The following is a 24,712-nucleotide window of genomic DNA, read 5'->3' as shown; positions in this document are numbered from 1 at the left end:
ACTCGGATCATTCGGCGGCCTCGGCGAGCGGCGGCGGCAGGTCACGCGTTTTCTCGACCTCGCGGTCGAGCGCATGCGCCTCTTCCATTTCCTGTGCCAGCCGTCCTTCCTCGTGCGCCTGCGGCTTGGTCAGGCCGGCGATCAGGAGATAGGCGACAGGCGTGATATAGAGCGTCACCAGCGTCGCCAGCCCAAGGCCGCCGACGATCACCCAGCCGAGCGCCACGCGCGCTTCAGCACCGGCGCCAGCGGCCAGCGTCAACGGCACGCCGCCGAGCACGGTGGCGATCATCGTCATCATTACGGGCCTGAGACGGATGCGGCAGGCATTGCCGATCGCATCCCTCACACTCTGGCCCTCGTCGCGCAACTGATTGGCGAATTCGACGATCAGGATGCCGTTCTTGGCCATGATGCCGACCAGCATGACAAGGCCGATCTGGCTGTAGATGTTGATCGTCTGGCCGGTGAGCATCATCGCAAACACCGCGCAGGCAAGCCCGAGCGGCACGGTCGACATGATGATCAGCGCCGAAAGGAAGCTTTCGAACTGCGCCGCCAGCACCAGCAGGATGATCACCAGCGCAAAGCCGAACACACCGGTCATGCCCGACGAATTCTCGTGGAGCGTTGCGGCTTCGCCGAGCGGCAGGATATGTACGCCCTGCGGCAGGATCGCCGCACCGGTGGTTTCCGCCAGCGCCAGCGCATCGCCCAAGCCAAAGCCATCCTTCGGCACGGCGGTGATCGACACCGCTCGCGTCTGCTGCTCGCGCGCCAGCTGCGGCGGGATCGACCGTTCGGTGAGCGAAGCGACCGTCGACATCGGCACGAACTTGCCGTCCTTGGTCTTCAGGAAGATGTTTTGCAGGTCCTGCGGGTCATCGATCGGATTGTTGGTCGACACCAGCATGATGTCGACGGAGCGGCCTTCGAGATAGAYGGTGCCGATCGAGGTGCCGGCGAGCAGCGCCTGCAGCGCGTCCGACAGCCCGGTAATGTTGATGCCGACATCGGCCGCGCGCTCGCGATCGATATTGACCGAGATCTGCGCCTGCGTCGGGTCGGCATCGAGCCGCACCAGGTCGAACTTGCCGCTGGCGTTCAGCGCATCGATCATCTTCGCCGCGTTGTTGTAGAGCAGATCATAGTCGCTGCCGAGCAACGCAAAATTCAGGCCGCTACCGGCGCCGCGAATGCCGAGACTATTGGGCTGGACGATATTGGCCTGCAGCGCCGGTGCCACCAGCAGCGCCTTGCGCACATCGGCGGAAATCTCCGTCTGCGACCGGAAGCGCTTCTCCCAGGACGCCAGAGTGAGGATGATCATGCCCTGGTTGGCCTGGCCGTTTTGGCCGCTGATGGTGAAGACGTTCTGGATCTCGCCGCCTTCGACCAGCGGCTGCAATTGTTCCTCGACCTTGGCGAGCTGATCCTGGGTATATTCCAAGCTGGAGCCCTGCGCCGATTGCGCCCGGATCATGATCGTGGCCCGATCTTCCCGCGGCGTCAGTTCCTGGCCGAGCGAGAAGAACACCACGACGGCGGCAAACGAGATCAGCACCGCCGCGGCAACCACCATGCCCGGCACGGCGAGCACGACGGCGAGCGTCTTCTCATAAAGCTTGGCAAAACCCGTGCCGAACAGTCCGAGCAGCCCGCCATGCTCCTCGACATCATGCCGCCCAAGCATGCGCGAGGCGAGCATCGGGCAGAGCGTCAGCGCCACCAAGCCGGAAAGCAGCACCGAGACGGCGAGCGTGAAACCGAATTCGCGAAACAAGCCGCCGGCTTGGCCGGGCAGGAAGGCGAGCGGCACGAACACGGCCGCAAGCGTGATCGTCGTCGCCACCACGGCAAAGAACACCTGTGTCGTGCCTAGCACGGCCGCTGCGCGCGGCCCCATGCCTTCGGCGCGATGGCGGACAATGTTTTCGAGCACGACGATGGCGTCGTCGACCACCATGCCTGTCGCCAGCACAATCGCCAGCAGCGTCAGGATGTTGACCGAGAAACCGGCGAGATAGATGGCCGCCAGCGCACCGATCAGTGCCACCGGCATGGTGATCGTCGGGATCAATGTCGCGGTGAAACTCCTGAGAAACAGGAAGATGACCGCCACGACAATGATGACGGCAAGAATCAGCGACGCCACCACTTCCTCGATCGCGCCACGGATGAAATTGGCATCGTCGCTGGTGACGCGGATCTCCATGCCCTTCGGCATGGTCTTCTGCAATTCGGCCACCATGGCGCGCACGCCGCGCGAAATGTCGAGCGTGTTGGACTGCGCCTGGCGGATAATGCCGAGGCCCACGCCGGCAATGCTGTTGGAGCGCATCGTCGACGTGCCCTCCTCCGCGCCGAGCGACACGGTGGCGACATCGCCGAGCCTGACCTTGCCATTGATGATCATCGCCGCAAACTGCTCGGGCGTCGTCAGGTCCGATGTGGCGCGCACCACGATATTGGTCTGTGGGCTTTCGATCGAGCCGGCCGGCACGTCGAGGGCTGCGGTGGAAAGCGCGTCCTTCAGGTCGGCAATGGTCAGCCCGCGGCTGGCAAGCTTGGCCTGGTCGATATCGACGCGAAACGCCTTCTTCTTGTCGCCGAAATACTGCACGTCGGCGACGCCATCGACGGAGGCCAGCCGTGACTCGATACTGTCCTGGATATAGGCCGTCAGGTCCTCGGCCTTCATCACGGTCGACGTCACCGCGAGCCGCATCACCGGGTCCGAGTCCGCGTCGGCCTTGACGATCTGCGGCGCGTCCATGTTGAGGGGCAGATTGTTGCTGACGCGGCTCAGCGCATCGCGCACATCGGCGGCGGCGGTGGCAAGATCGGTGGAATCGGAAAATTCGAGCGTCACCTTGCTGGTGCCGAAAGCCGAGGTCGAATGCATCGCCTTGAGGCCGGTGACGCGCGCCACGCCGCCCTCGATCACATCCGTCACCTCACGGTCCATGGTCTCGGGCGAGGCGCCGGTCAGCAGGCTGCGGACGGTGACGATCGGCCGGTCGACGGAGGGCAGTTCGCGCACCTCGATGCCGCGGAAAGCGGCAAGGCCGGCGACAACGATCAACGCGTTGAGCACGAAGGCGAGGATCGGCCGGCGCACGAACAGTGAGGCGGAAAACGCCCTCTGGACCGTGGAGGCAGCTTTCATGGGCTCGCCGCCTTGGTCTGGTCCGCCTCTGCGACCTTGTTGGGATCGTTCTTGCCGTCCTTTTCGTCGTAGAGCTTGACCTCGAGCCCGTTGCGCAGCCGCTGCAGCCCCTCGGTGACGATCCGGTCGCCCGGATTGATCTTGCCCTGCACGAGCACGCTGTCGGAATTCCGCTGGATGACGACAGCCGGCACTTTCTCGACCTTGTTGTCCTTGCCGACGCGCCAGACGAAGGAGCCGTTGCTGTCCCACTGGATGGCGAGCGGATCGACCGACGGCCAGGTGTCGCCGGGCATCTGCATCACCATTTCGAAGGATTGGCCGGCACGCAGCTCGTCATTTTCGTTCGGCACTTCGGCCCTCAGATGCAGCGTGCGGCTTGCCACATCGATGCGGTTGTCGATCGCCTGGATCTTGCCGGCATAGGTCTTCTGGCTGGCGATCGGATCGGCCTCGACCGCCTGGCCGATCTTGACCAGACCGGTAAACCGTTCCGGCACCCAGAAGTCGACCAGCAGCGTCGAACGGTCGTCGATGGTGACAACAGGCGTCGACACCGTCACATAGGCGCCGACGTCGATATTGACGATGCCGGCAATGCCTGACACCGGCGAGCGGATGTCGCGGCGATAGAGATTGAGCTCAGCCATCGACAGACTAAGCCGCGCCGTCTGCACCGCCGTCCGCGCATCCTGGAGATTGGCGCGCGAAATGATCTTCTCGACATTCTGGTTGCGGCTGAGCGTATTCTGTGCGCCCTCAAGCGCCACCTTGGCCGATTGCACGGCGATCTTTTCGACATCGTCGTCCAGCCTGGCGATGATATCGCCGGCCTTGACCTTCTGGCCCGGCTCGACCAGCACCTCGGCGACCTGACCCGGCACCAGCGGCGTCACTGCCACCGAGCGTACCGCAACCCCATCGCCAATGGCATTCAGCCTGTCGGCGACCTCACCCATCTTGGATGGCTTGACCACGACCGTCAACTGGCCGTTCAATCCGCCGCGATGGCCCTTGTCACCCGGCTTGGCGGTGGGCGCCTCGCGGCCCACCAGCGCCACGACGTTTTCCGGTATGCCGAGCTTGCGGGCAAAGACGGCCGAGCCCGGCATGTAGTGCATAAGAATGAGCGCACCGACAACGAAGAACACCAGGCCGGTCAGGAGTTGGGTCAGGATGCGCATCGACGGTCTCCAGGCACGCCATGGATTCTCCCCCATCAATGCTTATCTTTGATTAGTTTGCATGGGGCAAGTTGGCATTTGTCACATGGACGAATTGTAATGTAGTTGTGAACGTGCTCTGTGAACAAATCGTGACCGGCCTTTGCCAAAAATCGCCGAATCGGGCATGGGAGGCGAGATGAGCGGCTTTGATGACATCCCCTTCTTCGACGAGGAGCCGGCGCCGCGTGCGCCGAAGGCTGCACGTGCGCCCGAAAAGCCGGAGAAGCCGGCAGCCACGGACAAGCCCGCGGGCGGCCTAGCCGCAAGAGCGCTCGCCGCACGCCAGGGAAGCGGACAGAAGCCATCCTATCTCGAGGGCCTGAACCCCGAACAGCTGCGCGCCGTCGAAACGCTCGACGGCCCCGTCCTGGTGCTGGCCGGCGCCGGCACCGGCAAGACGCGGGTGCTGACCACCCGCATCGCCCATATCCTCGCCACCGGCCGCGCCTATCCCAGCCAGATCCTCGCCGTCACCTTCACCAACAAGGCGGCGCGCGAAATGCGCGAGCGCATCGGCAAGCTGGCCGGCGAAGCGGTCGAGGGCATGCCCTGGCTTGGCACCTTCCATTCGATCGGCGTCAAATTCCTGCGCCGGCATGCCGAGCTCGTGTCGCTGAGATCGGATTTCACCATTCTCGACACCGACGACGTCAATCGCCTGCTCAAGCAGTTGATCCAGGCCGAGGGCCTGGACGACAAGCGCTGGCCGGCGCGGCAATTCGCGCTGATGATCGACAATTGGAAGAACAAGGGTTTTGACCCCAGCCAGATTCCGGAAGGCGACGCCCGCTCCTTCGGCAACGGCAAAGGCCGCGAACTCTACGCCGCCTACCAGAACCGCCTGCTGACGCTCAACGCCTGCGACTTCGGCGACCTGCTGCTGCACCCGATCCGCATTCTCCGCAACAATCCGGATATTTTGGCGGACTATCAGGGCCGTTTCCGCTACATTCTCGTCGATGAGTATCAGGACACCAACACGGCGCAGTATCTGTGGCTGCGGTTGCTGGCCCAGCGGCCGAAGCGGAAAGACCAGCCTGTAGGTAAGGCACAGCCGGCCGAAGGCCGAGCCAGCGGTAGCTGGCCGGGCGACGTTTCGCCCGCCCCTGCGGAGCGCAGCCGCGATAGCGGCGACAGCGTGAGCGCAAAAGAATCGCAACAAATTAATATTTGTTGCGTCGGCGACGACGATCAGGCGATCTACGGCTGGCGCGGTGCGGATGTCGACAACATCCTGCGCTTCGAAAAGGATTTTCCCGGCGCCACCGTCGTGCGCCTGGAGCGCAACTATCGCTCCACTGCCCATATCCTCGGCGCCTCCGGCCACCTGATCGCCCATAACGAAGGCCGACTCGGCAAGACGCTGTTCACCGACTCTGCCGATCCCGACGACGACAAGGTGCAGGTGCACGCCTCCTGGGATTCGGAGGAAGAAGCCCGAGCCATCGGCGAGGAAATCGAACAGCTCCAGCGCAAGGGGTTCAAGCTCAACGACATGTCGATCCTCGTGCGCGCCTCCTTCCAGATGCGCGAATTCGAAGACCGCTTCGTCACGCTCGGCCTGAATTACCGCGTCGTCGGTGGCCCGCGCTTCTATGAGCGGATGGAAATCCGCGATGCGCTGGCCTATTTCCGCCTGGTGTGCCAGCCCGCCGACGACCTCGCCTTCGAGCGCATCGTCAACACGCCGAAGCGCGGCCTGGGCGACACGACGATCCGCTTCCTCAACGATTATGCCAGGCGCGAAAAGATCCCCGTCTTCGAGGCATCCGCCCGGCTGATCGAGACCGAAGACCTGAAACCCAAGACGCGCAAGTCGCTGTTCGACCTCGTCACGAACTTCAAACGCTGGCAGCAAGCGCTTGAATCGACTCCGCATACCGAGCTCGCTGAACAGATACTTGAGGAATCCGGCTATACCGACATGTGGAAGGCCGACAAGAGCGCCGAAGCGCCAGGCCGGCTGGAAAACCTCAAAGAACTGATCCGCTCGATGGACAGTTTCGAATCCATGCGCGGCTTCCTGGAACATGTGTCGCTGGTGATGGAAGTCGACCAGAACGAGAGCATGGACGCCGTCTCGATCATGACGCTGCACTCCGCCAAGGGCCTGGAATTCGACACCGTCTTCCTGCCCGGCTGGGAGGAAGGCCTGTTCCCGCACCAGCGCTCGCTCGACGAAGGCGGCCGCAACGGCCTGGAGGAAGAACGCCGCCTGGCCTATGTCGGCATCACCCGCGCCAAGAAGCGCCTGCACATCTGGTTCGTCTCCAACCGCCGCATCCACGGCCTCTGGCAATCGACCATCCCCTCGCGCTTCCTCGATGAACTGCCGGAAGACCATGTCGAGGTCGCCGAAGTCGAACAGAACTACGGCGGCTACGGCCGCAACCCCTATGGCCAATCCCGCTTCGACCGCCAGGAACCCTTCTCCTCCGGCTACAATTCGCCGGGCTGGCAACGCGCCCAGCAAAACAAGACCGACGCCACCCGCAACAACTGGGGCAGCCGCTCGGGCATGGCCGTGGAACGCGTCGGCTATGGCGAGGCGGGGCCGACGGGCAAGGTGATCCAGGGGGAACTGGTGGCGAAGTCGAAGGTGGACACGCCGTCGGCCTTTGCGATCGGGGATCGGGTGTTCCACATCAAGTTTGGCAACGGGAATGTCAGCGGGATCGAGGGGAACAAGCTGACGATTGATTTTGACCGGGCTGGGCAGAAGAGGGTGCTGGACGGGTTTGTGGAGCGGGTGTGACAGATGGATCGCTCCGGATCTTGGTGGTCTAAAGCGAATATTCGAGCAACGACCGCGCGGGAATTGGGCATCAAGCTCACACTCGTTGACGCTGGCCCGAAAACGGCGACTGATCTGACGTGCTTCATCCAATAAGTCGGTTTTGATCGATGCGATCAACGAGGAGCAATAAACTTGAACCGACCTCGACCAATGATAAAGGCAGCGGACCGCGAAGCTGCTTTGGCGGCAGCACATGGCCGGTGTCAACATTGTGGCACCGCAGGCGTGCCGCTGGAACTTGGGTTCATTGTTCCGTTGTCAGAAGGTGGCACCACAGATTTATCAAATCTCGAAGCAATCTGCGTCAATTGTCATGTTCTCATGCAGCGGCTTCCGTCGGAAGCCCATTTCGTATCGTTTGTCACCGAGTTGATGAAGGAGAGCTCACGGTTTAGTGCGATTGAAAGCGATCCCGCCATCGGTCCCGACAGGCTCCGGCCTGACATTATCGCCGTTGAAACAAGCCCGGGCGGTTCGAAGCGCAAGGTCCTAGTTGAGTGTAAATCAATTTCGGTTCTGTCAGGTCCTCGTGTTGCAGAGTCTCTACGACAGTTGGAGAAATACAAGGGGGCCGCGCCTGATATCCAAGCTATTCTTGCGTTCCCGGGAAAAGTAGCGCCGGAAATCGTCGAGGAACTTACTAGACACGCTGTCGAGATTTGGGACATTGACCGGATTGGTTCGTTATTTTCAAAGGAGATACAAAGAACCAAGGACGGCTACTATAGTGCGCTCTTTCATCGCGCTCTGGTCCGGAAGAAACCAGAGCTGCAGCTAATCGAAGACATCAAGAATTGTCCGTTTGGTCTACCCGGCTGGAGCACTTACCAAAAACTGATCGGCCGAGCGCTTGAGATGCTATTCTGTCCTCCTCTTAACAAACCATTTTCTGAGAACGCCGACTTCGAAAAAGTCAATCGAAGAGACTTTATCTTTCCTAACTATGCTTCCGAAGGTTTTTGGCTTACGTTACGCCAGCGCTACTGTGCCGACTACGTCTTAGTTGATGCAAAAAATAGTAAAGGCAAGGTTTCTAAAGCACATGTCTTACAAATCGCCAACTATCTAAAGCCGCATGGTGTCGGCCAGTTCGCAATTATCATTGGACGCCAAGGACCTGACCGCCTGGCTCAAATAACGATTCGGGAGCAATGGCTGATGCATTCGAAACTTATTGTCGTCCTTGAAGATAGAGACATGGAAGCGATGCTGCTTGCAACGCTTGCTGAGGGCGACCCTGCGGACATACTTAGTGACAAAATTCAGCAATTCCGTCTCCTGATTTAAGGTCGCAATCTTTGATTGTGATGAATTGATATTAAAGTTACAATTTGCGCCATCCATACGAAGCCGCCGCGATTCCGAAGACGGCAGCTTATCGGCCGAGGCGGCAATTCGCCAAATAATTCAGTTTTTTGGCGGCGCACTCCTCACCCCACAAAACCAATTGTCCTTGCCCCAACACTCCACATGACATAAAGAAATCCTTATATCTCCTCCCACTGGAGCCGGATTTGCCCCTACCCCTGTTCGCCCTGTTCCTGGCCGCATTCGCATTCGGCACCACCGAATTCGTCATCGCCGGCATCCTCCCGGATGTCGCCACCGGACTACACGTCTCGATCCCGTTTGCCGGCTACCTTGTCTCCGGCTATGCCTTGGGCATCGCCGTCGGCGGACCGCTATTGACCATGGCGACACGACGTGTCTCACGCCGCACCATTCTCATCGTCCTGACGATCGCCTTCTGCCTGGGGCAAATCGCCTGCGCACTCGCGCCCAGCTTCGCCGCCATGCTGCTTTTCCGAATTGCCACGGCCATCGCGCATGGCGCCTATTTCGGCATTGCCATGGTGGTTGCGATCAGCCTGGTACCGCAGGCGTTTCGGGGGCGTGCCGTGTCCGTGATCCTCGCCGGTTTGACAGTCTCGAACATTATCGGCGTGCCTGCGGGTGCGGCGATCGGCGGGCTCTGGGGATGGCGGGCGACATTCTGGGCAATGACGGTGGTCGGCGTCCTGGCATTGGCCGCAATCTGGGCCTTGATCCCGCAGACGCAAGCAGAAGTTCAGCATTCCAGTCATCTGAGCCGCGAAGTGCGCGTGCTCGGCCGCCAGCAGGTCTGGACCTCGCTGATCATCGTGCTGGCGCTGATGATCGGGCAAATGGTGCCTTTCACCTATATCACGCCGCTGCTCAGGGAGGTGACGGGCCTCAATGCCATGGTCATTCCCTGGATACTGCTGCTCAATGGCGTCGGGGCAACGCTGGGTGTCCTGATCGGCGGGCGGCTTTCGGATTGGAAACTGATGCCGTCGCTGATCGTCATGCTTGCCGTCCAGGCCGGCGTGCTCGTCACTCTTTACCTGGTCAGCCCCTATCCATGGCCGATGGCCGCGACGATTTTCGTCTGGGGTGCTCTCAATTTCGCCATCGGTACCCCGGTTCAGGCTCGTATCCTGATGTGGACGGCCGATGCGCCGACTTTGGCGTCTTCGCTCATCCCGTCGGGTTTCAATATCGGCATTGCCATCGCAGCGATGGTCGGCGCCGGTCTGCTCGATGGCGGATATGGCTATCGCAGCTTGCCGGTGCTAGGTGCCGTGGCCCTTGCACTGGCCTGCGTGGTCGCCATGCTCTCCGCTGCGCAAGAAAGGCGTAGCGGTGCTGCCGCCCCACGTCCGCTCCTGACGTAACCACCCTCGCGCCCACCTTCGGCGCGAAGCGATCCCGGCATCTTGGCCACCATCTGCCAGGCGGCCGGTTGGGGGCAAGATGGCGGTGTCTCCGCGCCCTGGCGCAGGCCTTGCCCGATTGACACGAAGGAACCTTTGGCGGGCCGAACACTTTTGACTCTCGAAGACTCGACCGTGTCAATCGGCCACGACGGGTATGGAAGACGTAGTGATTTTGCCGATTTCTCGCTGCGGGCAACGAAACGCCAGGCGTGTCCCGTTCCGTCCGACCGAGCGCTTCACCCGAACTCCCGCAATGTTTGAAAGCTTCACGGCGGGAACATGGCCGGTTTCCGCGGACACGTCGGTCTGAAACGGACGGGCCTACGCTTCGGTGACTTTCTCCATGCTTACCCCCATGGCGACATGGCATAATGCCGGATAGCACTCATTTCACCCTGCCAAGCTATGATCTTGCCTCTTCCGGGTAAAACTTCGGAACTAAGCGACTCCGCGATCGTTCCCAAATGAAAGGAACAGGCATGAACGGATCGATACGCATTCCCCTGGCGGAAGAAAAAATCAGCATCGGCGTCGAAGAGCGGATCACCGGACGTGTGCGGGTGCAGACCGTCACCCAGGAAATCGTGGAGCATGCCACTGCTGATCTCGAACACTGCGACGTCGAGGTAAAGAGGGTGCCGATCGACAAAATCGTGACCACTGCCCCCGAGGTTCGTGTCGAAGGCGATACGACGATCATTCCCGTTATTGAAGAAGTCCTCGTGGTCGAGAAGAGGCTGGTGCTGCGGGAAGAGCTGCACGTGATGCGAAGGCGCGACCAGCAGACCGTACGAGTGCCCGTCACAGTGCGCAAACAGCAGGCGATCGTCGAACGGGAAGTGATTGACCCAGAGAAAAACCAACAGGAGAGTTAAATGGAAACCCAAAATGCGCGTACACTGACAGCCTTCTTCCGAGATCGCTCCGACGCCGAAGAGGCAACGCGTGACCTCGTCGCCGCAGGGATTGCGCAGAGCGATGTCCGGCTCGTTCCCGGCAACGAATCCGACAATGTCGCTGCCACCGACGTCGGCGAAAGCCGCGGCTTTTGGGCTGCACTCGGCGATTTCTTTTTCCCCGATGACGACCGCGCCGTCTATGCGGAAGGTCTGCGCCGGGGCGGTTATCTCGTGACCGTCAGCAATGTCACAGAAACGCAGCACGGCCAGGCGCTCGATATTCTCGATGACGAAGGCACGATCGACGTCGACGAATGGGCCGACAGCTGGCGCGCCGAAGGATGGACGCCGAGCAATCCCGGCTTCGATCGCTCAGCGTCGTCCCTTCGCGCCGACCAGGCGTCACGCACCACGGAAGACGCTTTTGCGGTCGATCGATCCACCTCGGGCGAGGACGTCATTCCGGTCGTCAAGGAGGACCTCAAGATCGGCAAGCGCGATGTCAACAGCGGCAGCGTGCGCGTTCGTTCTTATGTGGTCGACACTCCGGTTTCCGAAGCCGTCGCACTGCGGGACGAAAACGTGTCTGTCGAGCGGCGCAATGTCGATCGCCCGATCACCGACGCCGACACGGCTTTCCGCGACCGGACCATCGAAGCGGAAGAGCATCACGAACAGCCCGTGGTCCGGAAGGACGCCCGGGTCACCGAGGAAGTGGTGCTGAAGAAATCCGAAAGCCAGCGGACTGAAACCGTCGACGACAGCGTCCGCCATACCGAGGTCGAGGTCGAGGATCAGCGCAACACGCAGAGCCCGGGTCTCCAGGGCCAACGTCAGCCCGGCCAGAACCAGACCTGGAAGAAGTGAAGCTGCAGACGGGGCCGCAATGCGGCCCCACCCTGCCCATTCTCTACGACGCCATCCGGCGCACGGTTCCCGACTGCTCCGTCGAAGATTTTGCCGCGGCAAACAAGGCGCGGCAGATCGCCTGTTCGAACTGGACGTTCCTGCGCAGACTGCGGGCGAAGAGCGGCATTTGAATTTTCAACTGCGCAATCACGTCCATCACACCCCGTTCCGCCATGTCTGCAATCAACGACGCGATCCGCTCTGCTTCCGCGCGGTCTTCAGCGTGGTGGGCTCGAAAGATCGATAGCACGCCGCCGATCTGTGACGAGCTTGCCTCGAGCCGCGGAAACAATTCGCCCTCCTCATAAGCGTGAGCCGACGAAAGTGTCGACAGCATTTTCGAAACGACTTCCGCGCACGCCTGGACCTCGAACAGCGGTAGGCGCTCGGCCATCTGGTCAAGGGCATCACAAAGCCGGAACTGCTCCCTTTGGCGATTGGTCCATTGCGCGACATGTTCTGTGATCATTTGTTTCTCCGGTTCGTGTCGTCGCATTGTCGCTCGCGAAGCATTCGCAAGACTTGCACGAAGCTTCATTTCGATTTGGCAATTTAGGGCGAACCGGTGGCGAAGTCGAAGGTGCACGCTTTCGGCCTTTGCGATCGGCGACTGGGTGTTCCACCGCGAGTTCGGCAATCGAGGGAAATATGCTGACGATCGACTTTGACCGGGCCGGTAGGAGCGGTGTTGGACGGGCTTGTGGAGAAGGAGTGATGCACGCGGCACGAAGGGCTGCTTTCCGTCTCATTGGGGCGCCAGTCTCTGGGAATGCAGAGTCACCGTCCTCAAAAGCGTGAAGTCGCTTGACTCCAAGCCGTATCTCTGTCGCTGGACGACAAATGGCATTATGTGTCAAAAGAAGCCCATCGCATTCAGCGTGGAGAAAATTTTGGGACTCCGGGAAGACAAGAAGGATCGCACGCGAACGCAGCTGCTTGAGGCCGGGCTGGACCTAATCCACAAGCGCGGATTCGAGGAGACGACCGTCGCCGATATCGCTGCTGCCGTCAGCGTTTCGCCCCGTACGCTGCTGCGTTATTTCCCGACAAAGGAGGACGTGATCGTCAGCTGGGTGCAGGACGGCATGACGATCATCCGGGAAGAGCTGAAGGAGCGGCTCAAGTCGGAGCCGCCCGTAGCAGCCCTTCTTGCCGCTGCGCGGGCGATGCTGATGGCCTTCGAGGAGAAATCGCGCTTCTTCCTCACCATCGAGACGGCAATCCGTTCCAACAGGAGCATTTCCGCGCGAAAGGAACAGATGATTGCCGAGCTGATCGACGAAGTCGCCCATATCCTCGCCTCCCCGGACAGACCGTCTCCGCTCCCGGATATTGTCGCCTATACGATCGCGGGAACAGTTTTCGCGCTCATTCGGGCATCGATCAGCAGTTGGGTGGAGGGAGGAGCTGCAATGTCGCTGCCCGATTTCTTCGACCGGGCGGCCAGCATCGTCCAATTCCAACAAAATGTCACCTAGTGACATTTGTCATTGACAGACATAATTTTCCGTGCAATTTCACAATGCGTTGCTGAGCAACGTCATTGCAAACAGCGTCGCCCAGCAAGGCGCGCCTGCCCGGAGAAAATGAATGCCCACACATCAAAAGATCGCACTCGTCACCGGCGCGACCCGCGGCCTCGGTTTTGAAACGGCTCGCCAGCTCGGCCGTGAGGGCGTGTTCATCCTTCTCGGCGCACGCGATCTGGCAAGCGGAAAGGAAAAGGCTGACGCCCTACGCGCCGAGGGGCTGGCAGTCGAGGCAATCGAAATCGATCTCAATCGGCCTGATACGATTGACGCTGCCGCGTCTTCGATCGGCGAGCGTTTTGGCAGGCTCGACATCCTGATCAACAATGCGGGCATCCTGCTGCTCGACACCGACGATTTTCCGGGTGTCGTGGCGACGGACGCCATGCGGGAAACACTCGAGGTCAATTTCATCGGCACCGTGATCGTGACGCAGAAAATGCTGCCTCTGATCCGCCAGGCCGCCAGCGGACGCATCGTCAACCTGTCGAGCAGTGTGGGATCGCTCTGGTGGAACGGCGATCCGGGGAACCCGAACCCCCATGTCAAATGGCTCGGTTATGCCGCCTCCAAGGCCGCAGTCAACATGCTGACTGTGCAGCTTGCTTTCGAATTGCGCGACACGCCGATCAAGGTCAACTCCATTTGCCCCGGCTATGTCATGACCGATTTGAACAGGGGCAGCGGCTACGTCACCATCGAGGACGGCGTCAAGGCATCGGTCAAATATGCCTTGCTGGACGACGCCGGACCGAGCGGCCGGTTTTTCAACACGCAGGGCCCGATCAACTGGTGATCGCTTTCAGCCGGGCACTTTATAGGCCCGGCATTCACAGGAGCGATCAGTGAGGCGGGGATATTGACGTCCCGGAAGGACGCTGCATCCGACCTCCAGCATGGCAGCGAAATTGCACGCCATCCCTTTCAAGGACCATGAGAAATGAAACCAACGACGGACGACATCGTCGAGATCAACCAAATCCTCTCGCTCTGGGCACATCTCGTGGACAACCATGCGTGGGACCGGTTCGGTGAAGTCTTTACCGAGGATGCCTTTTTTGACTCGAGCGTTTTTGGGTTTCCCCCGGTCACAGGCATTGCAGCGATCCGCCACATGGCGAGCCAGGAGGGCCACGCAAGCGCGCATCACACCACGAATGTGTTCGTTCACGAAGGCCCCAACGACGAGATCCTGGCCGAGTCAAAGGGCCTCGGCCTGTTGTCGAACGGCGCAGTGGCGAGCGTAACTTACACCGACGAGCTGCGGCGAACACCGCAAGGCTGGCGCCTGGCGAGCCGCAGGCTCGCTCTTCAAGCGCCGTCGCGTTGAGATTACCCGTGCTCTTCCCGTCAACCTGCCCCGATCGGGATTCGAGAAGAAAGCCTCCTTCATGCCCGGATTTCACCCAGGAAACGTCCTTGTCTGGCTGCTTGGAGGCTTCTTCGTCATAGGGGCCTATGGCAACACCTTCGTCAGTCCCGAAGTTGCCGCGGATTACGCCCGGTGGGGCTATCCGCAAGGCTTTCATTATCTGACCGCCATCTGCGAGCTCACGACCGCGGTCATGCTCATCTTCAAACCATTGCGCCTTTACGGCTCACTGCTCGGGAGTACCGTCATGCTGGCGGCTGCGGCTACGGTTATGTTCCATGGCGAGTATGCGCATGCGATACCTCCTCTCATTGTCCTGGGTCTTTGTGGTCTCGTCGCTCGCCTGACAGCAAGGCGGAGACGATGGCTGTAGCTTCCATCCTCGCTTCGATTCAAGGTTCGAACATCCGCGTCGGCTTCGGGCGCAAAGTGCTTGAAAAATTCACGCGATTTCGTCCCCGGCTCTTCGCACCCGCATGACAATCCCTGAGGGCCACAGCGCAACCCACAAAGCGCGGCCGCAGCCTCCATTCACATATTTGCTCTTAACGCAGCCCCAAGATCCTCGATCAAATCCCCCGGCGTCTCCAGCCCCACCGACAGCCTGAGCAGATCGCTCGGGCACGGCGTCCCCGGCCCCTCGATCGAGGCGCGGTGCTCGATCAGCGATTCAACCCCGCCCAGCGAGGTCGCGCGCTTCCAGAGTTTCACATTCGCCGCGGTCCGGACCGCCGCTTCCTCGCCGGCCCGCACGCGGATCGACAGCATGCCGCCGAAGCCATCTTGCATCTGCCGCGCCGCAATCGCGTGGCCCGCATGGACAGGCAGGCCGGGATAGAGCACCTCCAGCACCCGCGGATCGGACGCGAAATGCTTCGCGACCGCCATGGCCGAGGCGCTCATCGCCCGCACGCGAAGATCGAGCGTGCGCATGCCGCGCAGCAGCAGAAAGGCTTCGAACGGGCCGAGAATCTGGCCGAGCGTCGAGCGCACGCGCTTGATGCGCGCCCAGAAATCGTCCTCGCGCGCGGTGCACAGCGCGCCCGCGAGGACATCGGAATGGCCGTTGAGATATTTGGTCGCTGAATGCATGACGATGTCGGCGCCGAGCGACAACGGTTGCGTCAGGATCGGCGTCGCCACCGTCGAATCCACCGCAAGCCGGGCGCCCGCGCCATGGGCGATCGCGGCAGCGCCGGCAATGTCGGTCACCGACCACATCGGGTTGGACGGCGTCTCGATCCAGACGAGCTTGGTCTCGTCCTGCCGGACGGCGCCGGCAAGTGCATCGAGATCGGTCGTGTCGACGAAATCGACCTTCAGGCCCCAGCCGGCCGCATCGTTCTTCAGCCAGTTGCGCAAAGCCCAGTACATCACAGCCGACGCCACCACATGGTCGCCGGGCTGCAGCGCCAGGAACACCGCCGTGGCCGCAGACATGCCGGAGCCGAGCAGCATCGACGCGGCCGCGCCTTCGAGCATGGTCAGCACGCTTTCGGCTTCACGGACCGTTTCATTGTCGGGCCGGCCATAGATGTTTCCCGATCGGTACTGGTTGTCCGGATCGCGGATGAAGGTCGAGCTGACATGGATGGGCGGCGTCACCGCGCGCGTTGCCTCGTCGATCTTGCCCATCGCCTGTGCCAGCAGGCTCGCCTTCGACCATTCCATCACCATCTCCTCTTCTTGCCGCCGGCGCAATCGCCGTCGGATGCATGTCGACTTCAGCCTATAACGGCAGGCCCGGGAAAATCCAACGCTCCGTGGTCAGGCACTGATCGCTGTCGTGAGACCGGTTCCGCATGTCCGGCAAAATCGGCGGGAGCCGAGGTGCACGCCGCAATTGACCTCCCCTCATAATTGAACTATCGTATGAGTTGCAGGCCATTGCCCAAAACCCGGCTCCAACAGTGTTGTGCCGGGAGAGGCCTGTGACGGAGGGGGCGATGAAAGAGCGCGAAATAAGCCGTGCATTGGCGATCCTTGGCGCGGTCGCACTGATTATCTGCATCAGCCTTACTGCTTTTTACCTTCAGCCAAGCAGCGACGACGCTGTCAGCGCTGAAACATGCGGCGTTGAAGCCGAGAAGGCAGGCGTCTACAAAGACGCCCGCAAGGCTGCTGTCAACAAAGACACCGAAAAGGCTGCTGTCGACGACACGACGTGGTTCTGGGGCAATGCCTCCGACAAGCTGACCCTCCACTTCGCCTGGCCAAAGCGAACCTCCTTCGAGCACACGCTCTGCCTGATCGTCTCGGGTGCTTCAGCCGCCATGGAGAAGAACCCGGACCAGTCGGCCACCATTCCCCTGTCCATATTTCTCAACAATCTCAGGGCGGATCATCTCGAGCAGAAAGCCAAGCCGATCGCGACGCCGCAGACAATCCTGATCACACTCACGGCGCAGGAGGATGCGTCCAAGGAATCGGCGGAATTCTGGCGAGACCTGCTGCATTCCGACTCCGGCTTTTCTGAAAAATCGATCGCGGTCGGTCTGTCCCGGTCGCGCACGGACACGCCGGAAGTCGTGATGAAACAGGCAACCGTCCTCATCGTTTTCTATAAGGGCGTCACTATTGCAGGCGCCATGGCGCTCAGCCTCCTGATCATCAGCTTCATTCTTTACGTCCGCCAATCGTCGATCCTGCGCGATGGCGACCAGACCTGGACCGGCGCGGAGCTGGACGATCAACGGACAAAGGCCCAGGTGCTTCGTGACGCTGCCCCAGCTGGCGAAACCGATGACGCAAAAAAGACGAGGATCTCCGGTGCGGATGCAGAGATCATGCGGCTGGACAGATCTCTTGCGAGGCTAGCCGGTCCAAACGCGGCGGCGAGCGTCCTGCGCGGCACCTACAGCCTGGCGAAAAGCCAGATGGCCTTCTGGCTGATCCTGTCCAGCATTGGCTTCGTGTTCATCWGGCTATCCACCGGCCAATATCAGAATCTTGTGACACCGGGCATATTGGTGCTCCTGGGCATCAGCGGCGCAACGGGACTGGCGGCCGTCCAACTCACCGACGAGTCGGCCGCGAAGCGCCCTTCCGGCGGTTTCCTGTTCGATATCCTGTCGGACGAGCACGGACCGCAGCTCTATCGGTTGCAGGCGTTTATGTGGACGCTGATCCTCGGCGCGATCTTCATCTGGCATGTGGTCTATAATTTTCGCTTTGTCGATTTCGACAACAATCTCCTGATCCTCATGGGGATCAGCCATTCCGTCTATCTCGGCTTCAAGGCGCGCAACGCACTCAGTTGAACCCGCGAATGGTCGTAGAGCGTGCCGGCTGACAGGCCCGGGCAAGCGTTTGCCGATAGTCAACAGCTGATCCTGTTTGACCGGAAAGCGCTCATGTCGACCATGCCTGCCCCTTGGCCCATCACCATCAAGAACGGCGTGCGCGTCTGCGTCAGCCCGACGATCCAACTGATGACCGGCTATATCCTGCTCGAACAGGAGGACTGGTTCGAGGACGAGATGGACTTCATCCGCTCGCTCGTGACGCCCGAGATGAATACCTTCGACATCGGCGCCAACCATGGCGTCTACGGGCTCAGCATCGCGTCTGCCCTGACATCCGGCCATGTCTGGGCGTTCGAGCCAACGGTGACACCCGGCCGGATGATGGCGCAAAGCATCGCGCTCAACGGTCTCGCCGACCGCATGCGCTGGGTCCATGCCGGCCTGTCCGACCATGACGGCGCGGCCGAGATTTCCGTCTCCGGCAACAGCGAGACCAATTCGCTCTATGGCGCAGGCGGCGAGCGCGAGCGAATCGAACTCTATGCGCTGGACGCTTTCCTCGAACGCGAGGGCATCCACGCGGGAATCGACTTCGTCAAGCTCGATGCCGAAGGCGAGGAAGTCAAAATCCTGTCCGGCGGCGCCAATTTCTTCAGCCGACAATCGCCGCTGGTCATGTTCGAGCTCAAACACGGCGCCGAAGTCAATCACGGCCTGATCGAGGCCTTCCAGGCGCTCGGCTACGGCATCTATCGGCTGGCGCCGGGCCTTGGTGCCCTGGTGCCCTTCGACGCGGCATCGCCTGACGGTTTTCTGCTCAATCTCTTCGCCTGCAAAGCCGACCGAGCGGAGACGCTCACCGCACGAAACCTGCTGATCACACCACAGGCGGCAATATCGCCCCTCCCAGCGACAGCTTGGCGAGAACAACTATTTGCCCTGCCCTTCGCCCAGAAATATGAAAGCGCCTGGCGCAACGCCGTCCCACCGAGCCCGGAGCATGAACTGGCGCTTTCGGCCTGCCTGATGGCACGCGATCAGTCACTCCCTGCTGGACAACGCTTCGCCTTGGCGCGCGAGGCACTGGCGCGGGTGACGGCGATGGCCAACTCCGGCAAGGGCGACGTGGCGCTCTGGCTGCTGCGCCTCAATCTCTGCCACCTGCTCGGCGAGCGCGGTGTCAGCATCGGCATCGCCAGAAAACTCGCCGGCCTGCCGCCGGCAACGCTGGCGACGCTCAAATCGCCCTTCCTGCCGCCGGCACCGAATTTTTATCACCGCGACCTCGGCCAGGCTTTCGAGCACCTGCCCGATATCCTGCGAGAATTCATCGAAATCCGCCAATCCTATTCCGGCTATTTCGCAAACGATCCGATCGAGCCGCTCGCCGCCCTTGCCAGCCGCCCGGGCCATAGTCCGAGCATCGACCGCCGCCTGGTGTTGACCGCCCACCGCCGCGGACTGCCGCTGAATATCGGCTCGGATCATCCGCTGCTGCAGCGGGACACTTCGCCGAACTGGCAGATTTGGCAGGAGATTGCCGGCGTTTAGAATAGAGTTGAAGTCAGGAAGAGAACTCGCCACATTTCCCACAATGGGAAAATTGCCGGAATGTCATTTCTTTGAAAACGCTCAAGGCATTTTACAGCCGCCCCCCTCCGGCGAGGCAACCGAACGCATGCCGAATATGACAGGATCGATGCGAGGACAGTGTGATGAATGATATCCGCTCTCTCAAAACCGAAGCCGACTATGATTGGGCTCTTGTCGAAATCGAGCACTATTTCGACCATCTGCCGGAACCGGTTACCGCTGAGGCTGACCGCTTCGACGTGCTGACCGATCTGGTAAATGCCTACGAAGCCCGGCATTGGCCGATCGATGACATCGATCCAATCGAATTCCTGACCGGTTTCATGCAGAATAAGGGCTATGGTCAGAGTGATCTCGCCAACCTACTCGGCTCAGCGTCGCGCGCCTCCGAGATATTGTCGAAGCATCGTCCTCTGACGCTTGGCATGATCCGTAAGCTGGTCGACGGATGGCAGATTCCCGGCGATATCCTGGTAAAGCCCTATCCGATAATCAGCTCGAACCTTTCCGCCTGACTTACCGCTGCGCCGTCTGCCCCAGCACTTCCGGCTGGTCGCGCAGCAGGACGAAATGATAGCCGCGCTTCTGCAACGCCAAAATACCGGCCACTACGCCCTCGCCGGCGTCATGTGTCGGCTGGTTGATATGCGAGATGATCACGTCGCCATCCTTGGCGCGCGCATAGTTGCGCTCGGTGGCGACGCGGCCGAGCAGCGAGCCGCCGTCGCCATTGACGGAATAGCCGGCGATCTTGTAGCCCAGCGCCTCAATCTGCTTGATCGACGATGCCGTGTATTTTGCCGTCGCACCACGGAAGAATTTCGGCTTCGTCGCACCGGCCTTGACGATCGCGTCCGTGCCGCCCTCGACCTCCAGCGCCACCGCCTCAGGCGAACCCGCCGACTTGATGCCATAGATGCTGGCCGGGCGATCGACGGCCGGGATGTGGTTGAGGCCATGATCCTCGATCTCGAACAGATCGGGATGCGCCTGCATGATGGCAAAGGCCTCGGCATTGTGCTTCAGCCAGCGGGCAGTGACGAAAATGGTCGCCGGAATATGGTTGTCGACCAGCGCATCGAGGATGCGGTGATCGGCCTTGCCCATGCAGGCGTCGAAGGTCAGTGCCACAGTCGTCTGGCCCGGCGTGGTGCTGCTGAGCTTCAGGGTCGGCTCCAGCAGACGGTTGGCATGGGCATGGGGCTTCGGCAGGATCGGCGTCGTCGTCGGCACTGCGGCACCCGCAAGGCATGCCACCGAAACTGCGAGCGCTGCGAAGCCGGCCAGAAGTCTAGATATCGTCATTCCATCATATCCACGCATTTCACCGGCGCGCTCATAGGCCAATTCCTCATCGAGCGCCAGCCGCCTTGAAGTCGCAGCATCAGCCCTTTATGTCTGGCGGACAAGAGCATCTCCTGAGAGAGTATAACGTGGCCCTTTTCAACAATCTTCCCTCACCTCCGAAAGCCGAAAAGAAACCCGCGACCGACACCCGCCATGGCATCACCCGGACGGATGATTATGCCTGGCTGCGGGCCGACAATTGGCAGGACGTGTTCCGCGACACATCCGTGCTCGACCCGGACATCCGCCGCTACCTGGAGGCCGAGAATACCTACCAGGACGCCGCCATGGCCGACACGGAGGAACTGCGCAAGACGCTGTTCAAGGAAATGCGCGGCCGCATCAAGGAGGACGATTCCTCCGTGCCGATGAAGGACGGCCCCTATGCCTATGGCTCGCTGTTCGTCACCGGCGGCGAGCAGGCGCATTATTTCCGCATCGAGCGCGATGGCGGCGACGGCATCAAGGAAATCCTGCTCAATGGCGATCGCGAGGCCGAGGGCAAGGATTATTTCCGCATGTCGGGCATCAATCACACGTCCGGTCACGACAAGGGCCTCTGGGGCTATGACGACAAGGGCTCGGAATTCTTTACCGTCAAGGTCCGCGATTTCGCCACAGGTGTGGATCTGCCCGACGTGATCGAGAGCACCGGCGGCGGCGGCACCTGGGCGCCGGATGGCCAGAGCTTCTTCTATACGATGCTCGACGACAATCACCGGCCTTCAAAAGTCTTCCATCATATCCTCGGCACGCCGCAATCGGCCGACCGGCTGGTCTATGAGGAAGAGGATCCGGGCTTCTTCATGGGCGTCGGCGGCTCGTCGCTGGATGACTATATCTTCATCGACATCCATGACCACGAGACCTCGGAATACCGCATCCTGTCGACCAAGGACCTGACGGCGGAGCCGAAGCTGATCGCGGTGCGCGACACCGGCATCGAGTATGAGATGGCCGAGGGCGGTGACGTCTTCTTCATCCTGACCAATGACGGAGATGCCAAGGATTTCAAGATCATGCAGGCGCCCGTTGAATCGCCTGGCAAGGAGAACTGGACCGAGGTCGTGCCGCACCGGTCCGGCACGCTGATCCTCTCCGTCGATGCCTATAAGGGCCATCTCGTCTGGATGGAACGCCACGAGGGCCTGCCGCGCATCCTCATCCGCGACCGCGCCACCGGCGAGCAGCATGCCATCGGCTTCGACGAGGAAGCCTACTCGCTCGGCTTCGGCGGCGCGCTCGAATATGACACCGACTGGGTCCGCTTCAGCTATTCGTCGATGACCACGCCGACCCAGCTCTTCGACTACAACATGCGCACCCGCGAGCGCGTGCTGCTGAAAACCCAGGAAGTGCCGTCCGGCCACACTATCGAGGACTATGTCACCCGGCGGATCTTTGCCACCGCCACGGACGGCCAGAAAGTGCCGGTGTCGCTGCTCTACCGCAAGAATACGCCGCTTGACGGCTCGGCGCCCTGCCTGCTCTACGGCTATGGCGCCTATGGCATCACCATTCCCGCCGGCTTCAACACCAACGCGCTATCGCTGGTCGACCGCGGCTTCGTCTATGCCATCGCCCATATCCGCGGCGGCAAGGAAAAGGGCTTTGCCTGGTACGAAAACGGCAAGATGGGCCACAAGACCAACACGTTCACCGATTTCATCGCCGCAGCCGACCACTTGGTGGCCGAGACATTCACCGCCTATGACCGGATCGTCGCCGAGGGCGGCTCGGCCGGCGGCATGCTGATGGGCGCCATCGCCAATCTGGCGCCGGAGAAATTCGGCGGCATCATCGCCGCGGTGCCCTTCGTCGACGTGCTCAACACCATGCTCGACGACACGCTGCCGCTGACCCCGCCGGAATGGCCGGAATGGGGCAATCCGATCGAAAGCATCACCGACTACAGGAATATCGCCTCCTATTCGCCCTATGACAATGTCGGCGCGAAACCCTATCCGCCGATCCTGGCGCTGTCGGGCCTGACCGACCCGCGCGTCACCTATTGGGAGCCGACCAAGTGGGTGGCGAAGCTCCGGGAATTCTCCACCAGCGGCAACGCCATCCTGCTCAAGACCAATATGGGTGCCGGCCACGGCGGCGCCTCGGGCCGTTTCCAGCGGCTTGAGGAAATCGCCTACGAATATGCTTTCGCACTTAAAGTGTGCGGCAAGCGGACATGATATTGCGGGCTGGCGCCGAACAATCTCGCGCGCCGGCCGCGATAGTCAGCGCTTCGGAATGACCTTCAAATAAGCTGCGATGGCTGCGCGGTCTTCCTTGGGCAGCTTGGCCATGTTCTTCTGCACCTCGACCATTGAGCCACCGACCGTGTCGAAATCCGGCGTCATGCCGTTTTCGAGATAGCCGGCAATGTCGTCCTCGCTCCACGAGGCGATCGCGCCGCCGGGCGTGATATCCGGTATCTTGCCCTTGCCTTCCGGGTTGGGGGCGCCGGCCAGCCACATATTGGCTTTGAAGCCGCCGAACTGATCGCGCGGCGTATGGCATTCACCGCAATGGCCGGGTCCTTCGACGATATACTGGCCGCGCTTCACCTGTTCGTCGGCGGTCGCCATCTGGATGCGCGGCTGATCGTCGAGATAGAGGAACTTCCAGCCTCCGAGCAGCAGCCTTATATTGAAGGGGAAATTGATCTCGTGCGCCGGGGCGACATTGCTGCTCTTCGGCAGCGTCTTGATATAGGCAAAGAGGTCGCCGACATCCTTGGGCGTCATGCGGATATAGGAACTGTAAGGCAAAGCCGGATAGAGATGACTGCCATCAGGGCCGACGCCGCGCGTGATGGCGTTGCCGAATTCGGCGAGCGTCCATTTGCCGATGCCCGCATTGTCGTCAGGCGAGATGTTGGGCACGTGGAAAGTGCCGAATGGGCTGTTCAGAGCCAGCCCTCCCGACAAGGTCAATTCCTGCCCGGGCTTGGCGTCCGGCGCCTTGTGACAGGAGACGCAGCCACCCATCGAAAACACCAGTTCGCCGTTCTTGACATCGGGTGTGCCGGCCTGGCTCCAATAGGAATCGGGCATCGGCTGCGGCCGGGTAATATAGAGAAACGCGCCGGCGCCGATCACGCCGAGAACGATCAGACCGCCGATCGCCTTCACCACTTTGCCCGCCATATGCTTTCTCTCCCGCTTTGGTTTGGGCGAATTTGCCATGGCCTACGGATGCAGACCAGAGGCCCTCTCATACGAAAAGCCGCCGCAGCCACGTCCGAAGACCATTGCTGCGGCGGACAGGAGAGAACCTTACTTCTTCAGGCGATAGGTCTGGTGGCAGGCGCCGCAATCGTTGCCCAGCGTGTTGAGCGCGTTACCGACGGCAGCCTGGTCGGCCGGAAGCTGCGCCAGCAGCATATCGGCATCTGAACCAAGCTTGGCGGCATGCGCCTTGAAGTCATCCATGTTGGCCCAGATCTTCGGGCTGGCAACATCATCATCGTTTTCTGAGCCGGACGGGAAATGGGTCGGGAAGACCTTGATCGTCTCGCTGATCTTTGTCAGCGACGCCTTCACGGCGCCGGCATCATAGGGCTTCTGGCCCTTGGCGATTGCGACAAGCCCGCCCACGGCGCCACCAATCGTCTTCATCGCTTGCGAGCGGGCATCATGCATGTTCTCGGCGGAAAGAACGGCGGTCGTGCCGAACAGACAGAGGATGCTGGCCGCCAGTATTCTCTTCATCATATTGGTGATCTCCAGTTGCGTTTGAGCCCAGACATATCAGGCCACTGATTCAAACAGTTAGACATTACAAATTGGGCGGAAAAGCAAAATAACTTTTTGGTGAGATTATGTTGAAGTGCGGCCTCTCCCCCCGAGAAAATCCCGAGAAAACTGGTGTCACGTCGCTAAAAAGTGA

20 protein-coding genes are annotated in these 24,712 nt (G+C 60.9%); 13 read left to right on the top strand and 7 right to left on the bottom strand.

Annotated features, from left to right (window positions below; genetic code table 11):
- Nucleotides 1-7: 7 nt before the first annotated feature.
- Both AC1DYF_RS11285 and AC1DYF_RS11280 read right to left on the bottom strand, forming a co-directional pair.
- The gene (locus AC1DYF_RS11285) at nucleotides 8-3,169 is read right to left on the bottom strand and encodes an efflux RND transporter permease subunit (RefSeq protein WP_477876820.1); all 3,162 of its coding nucleotides are present in this window, start codon (nucleotides 3,167-3,169) and stop codon (nucleotides 8-10) included.
- Complete coding sequence (locus tag AC1DYF_RS11280) at nucleotides 3,166-4,353, bottom strand: efflux RND transporter periplasmic adaptor subunit (protein WP_477876819.1); 1,188 nt, start codon at nucleotides 4,351-4,353, stop codon at nucleotides 3,166-3,168. The genes AC1DYF_RS11285 and AC1DYF_RS11280 overlap by 4 nt, the downstream gene beginning before the upstream one ends.
- Before the next feature lie 178 nt (nucleotides 4,354-4,531).
- On the opposite strand from AC1DYF_RS11280, the gene AC1DYF_RS11275 reads away from it, so the two are divergent.
- The 5 genes from AC1DYF_RS11275 to AC1DYF_RS11255 all read left to right on the top strand — a co-directional run bounded on the left by AC1DYF_RS11275 (nucleotide 4,532) and on the right by AC1DYF_RS11255 (nucleotide 11,696).
- Nucleotides 4,532-7,150, top strand: coding sequence for an ATP-dependent helicase (locus tag AC1DYF_RS11275; protein ID WP_477876818.1), 2,619 nt, complete (start codon nucleotides 4,532-4,534; stop codon nucleotides 7,148-7,150).
- A 192-nt stretch (nucleotides 7,151-7,342) separates the two neighbouring features.
- The gene (locus AC1DYF_RS11270; RefSeq protein ID WP_477876817.1) at nucleotides 7,343-8,479 is read left to right on the top strand and encodes an HNH endonuclease; all 1,137 of its coding nucleotides are present in this window, start codon (nucleotides 7,343-7,345) and stop codon (nucleotides 8,477-8,479) included.
- A gap of 227 nt (nucleotides 8,480-8,706) precedes the next feature.
- Nucleotides 8,707-9,888 (top strand): MFS transporter, encoded by a 1,182-nt coding sequence (locus AC1DYF_RS11265; protein ID WP_477876816.1) that lies wholly within the window; start codon nucleotides 8,707-8,709, stop codon nucleotides 9,886-9,888.
- 521 nt (nucleotides 9,889-10,409) lie between these two features.
- Entirely contained in the window at nucleotides 10,410-10,805 is a 396-nt protein-coding gene (locus AC1DYF_RS11260; protein ID WP_477876815.1) for a YsnF/AvaK domain-containing protein, read from the top strand.
- Complete coding sequence (locus AC1DYF_RS11255) at nucleotides 10,806-11,696, top strand: YsnF/AvaK domain-containing protein (RefSeq protein ID WP_477876814.1); 891 nt, start codon at nucleotides 10,806-10,808, stop codon at nucleotides 11,694-11,696.
- A gap of 43 nt (nucleotides 11,697-11,739) precedes the next feature.
- Here the strand turns inward: AC1DYF_RS11255 and AC1DYF_RS11250 are convergent, their stop codons facing one another.
- Nucleotides 11,740-12,276 carry a hemerythrin domain-containing protein gene (locus AC1DYF_RS11250; protein ID WP_477876813.1) on the bottom strand — a complete coding sequence of 179 codons (537 nt, stop codon included), beginning with the start codon at nucleotides 12,274-12,276 and terminating at the stop codon, nucleotides 11,740-11,742.
- A 352-nt stretch (nucleotides 12,277-12,628) separates the two neighbouring features.
- Between AC1DYF_RS11250 and AC1DYF_RS11245 the strand changes: the two genes are divergently transcribed.
- The 4 genes from AC1DYF_RS11245 (at nucleotide 12,629) to AC1DYF_RS11230 (ending at nucleotide 15,012) form a co-directional block, all read left to right on the top strand.
- On the top strand, nucleotides 12,629-13,216 hold the full coding sequence (locus tag AC1DYF_RS11245) for a TetR/AcrR family transcriptional regulator (RefSeq protein WP_477876812.1): 588 nt from the start codon (nucleotides 12,629-12,631) through the stop codon (nucleotides 13,214-13,216).
- A 112-nt stretch (nucleotides 13,217-13,328) separates the two neighbouring features.
- Nucleotides 13,329-14,063, top strand: a complete 735-nt coding sequence (locus tag AC1DYF_RS11240; RefSeq protein ID WP_477876811.1) for an SDR family oxidoreductase — start codon at nucleotides 13,329-13,331, stop codon at nucleotides 14,061-14,063.
- A gap of 144 nt (nucleotides 14,064-14,207) precedes the next feature.
- Complete coding sequence (locus tag AC1DYF_RS11235; RefSeq protein WP_477876810.1) at nucleotides 14,208-14,597, top strand: nuclear transport factor 2 family protein; 390 nt, start codon at nucleotides 14,208-14,210, stop codon at nucleotides 14,595-14,597.
- A 61-nt stretch (nucleotides 14,598-14,658) separates the two neighbouring features.
- Entirely contained in the window at nucleotides 14,659-15,012 is a 354-nt protein-coding gene (locus AC1DYF_RS11230) for a DoxX family protein (protein WP_477876809.1), read from the top strand.
- 158 nt (nucleotides 15,013-15,170) lie between these two features.
- On the opposite strand, the gene AC1DYF_RS11225 is transcribed toward AC1DYF_RS11230, so the two are convergent.
- Nucleotides 15,171-16,310, bottom strand: a complete 1,140-nt coding sequence (locus tag AC1DYF_RS11225; protein ID WP_477876808.1) for a trans-sulfuration enzyme family protein — start codon at nucleotides 16,308-16,310, stop codon at nucleotides 15,171-15,173.
- A gap of 275 nt (nucleotides 16,311-16,585) precedes the next feature.
- Between AC1DYF_RS11225 and AC1DYF_RS11220 the strand changes: the two genes are divergently transcribed.
- From AC1DYF_RS11220 to AC1DYF_RS11210, 3 genes are all read left to right on the top strand, one after another.
- Nucleotides 16,586-17,899 carry a hypothetical protein gene (locus AC1DYF_RS11220; RefSeq protein ID WP_477876807.1) on the top strand — a complete coding sequence of 438 codons (1,314 nt, stop codon included), beginning with the start codon at nucleotides 16,586-16,588 and terminating at the stop codon, nucleotides 17,897-17,899.
- A 93-nt stretch (nucleotides 17,900-17,992) separates the two neighbouring features.
- Complete coding sequence (locus AC1DYF_RS11215) at nucleotides 17,993-19,435, top strand: FkbM family methyltransferase (RefSeq protein WP_477876806.1); 1,443 nt, start codon at nucleotides 17,993-17,995, stop codon at nucleotides 19,433-19,435.
- Between the two features lie 164 nt (nucleotides 19,436-19,599).
- A complete protein-coding gene (locus tag AC1DYF_RS11210; RefSeq protein WP_477876805.1) occupies nucleotides 19,600-19,992 on the top strand; it encodes a helix-turn-helix domain-containing protein in 393 nt (130 codons plus the stop codon).
- Nucleotide 19,993: 1 nt separating this feature from the next.
- Here AC1DYF_RS11210 and AC1DYF_RS11205 read toward each other — a convergent pair whose 3' ends face one another.
- Complete coding sequence (locus tag AC1DYF_RS11205; RefSeq protein WP_477876901.1) at nucleotides 19,994-20,776, bottom strand: polysaccharide deacetylase family protein; 783 nt, start codon at nucleotides 20,774-20,776, stop codon at nucleotides 19,994-19,996.
- Nucleotides 20,777-20,910: 134 nt separating this feature from the next.
- Here AC1DYF_RS11205 and AC1DYF_RS11200 point away from each other — a divergent pair, with 134 nt between their 5' ends.
- The gene (locus tag AC1DYF_RS11200) at nucleotides 20,911-23,013 is read left to right on the top strand and encodes a S9 family peptidase (protein ID WP_477876804.1); all 2,103 of its coding nucleotides are present in this window, start codon (nucleotides 20,911-20,913) and stop codon (nucleotides 23,011-23,013) included.
- A 45-nt stretch (nucleotides 23,014-23,058) separates the two neighbouring features.
- On the opposite strand, the gene AC1DYF_RS11195 is transcribed toward AC1DYF_RS11200, so the two are convergent.
- Both AC1DYF_RS11195 and AC1DYF_RS11190 read right to left on the bottom strand, forming a co-directional pair.
- On the bottom strand, nucleotides 23,059-23,970 hold the full coding sequence (locus tag AC1DYF_RS11195; RefSeq protein ID WP_477876803.1) for a c-type cytochrome: 912 nt from the start codon (nucleotides 23,968-23,970) through the stop codon (nucleotides 23,059-23,061).
- Nucleotides 23,971-24,099: 129 nt separating this feature from the next.
- Entirely contained in the window at nucleotides 24,100-24,537 is a 438-nt protein-coding gene (locus AC1DYF_RS11190) for a c-type cytochrome (RefSeq protein ID WP_477876802.1), read from the bottom strand.
- Nucleotides 24,538-24,712: the final 175 nt, after the last annotated feature.

This window comes from Rhizobium sp. P2_G9 (assembly GCF_056403475.1).
The sequence above is the reverse complement of the archived record's forward strand: the minus strand, read 5'-3'. Positions and strand labels throughout refer to the sequence as shown.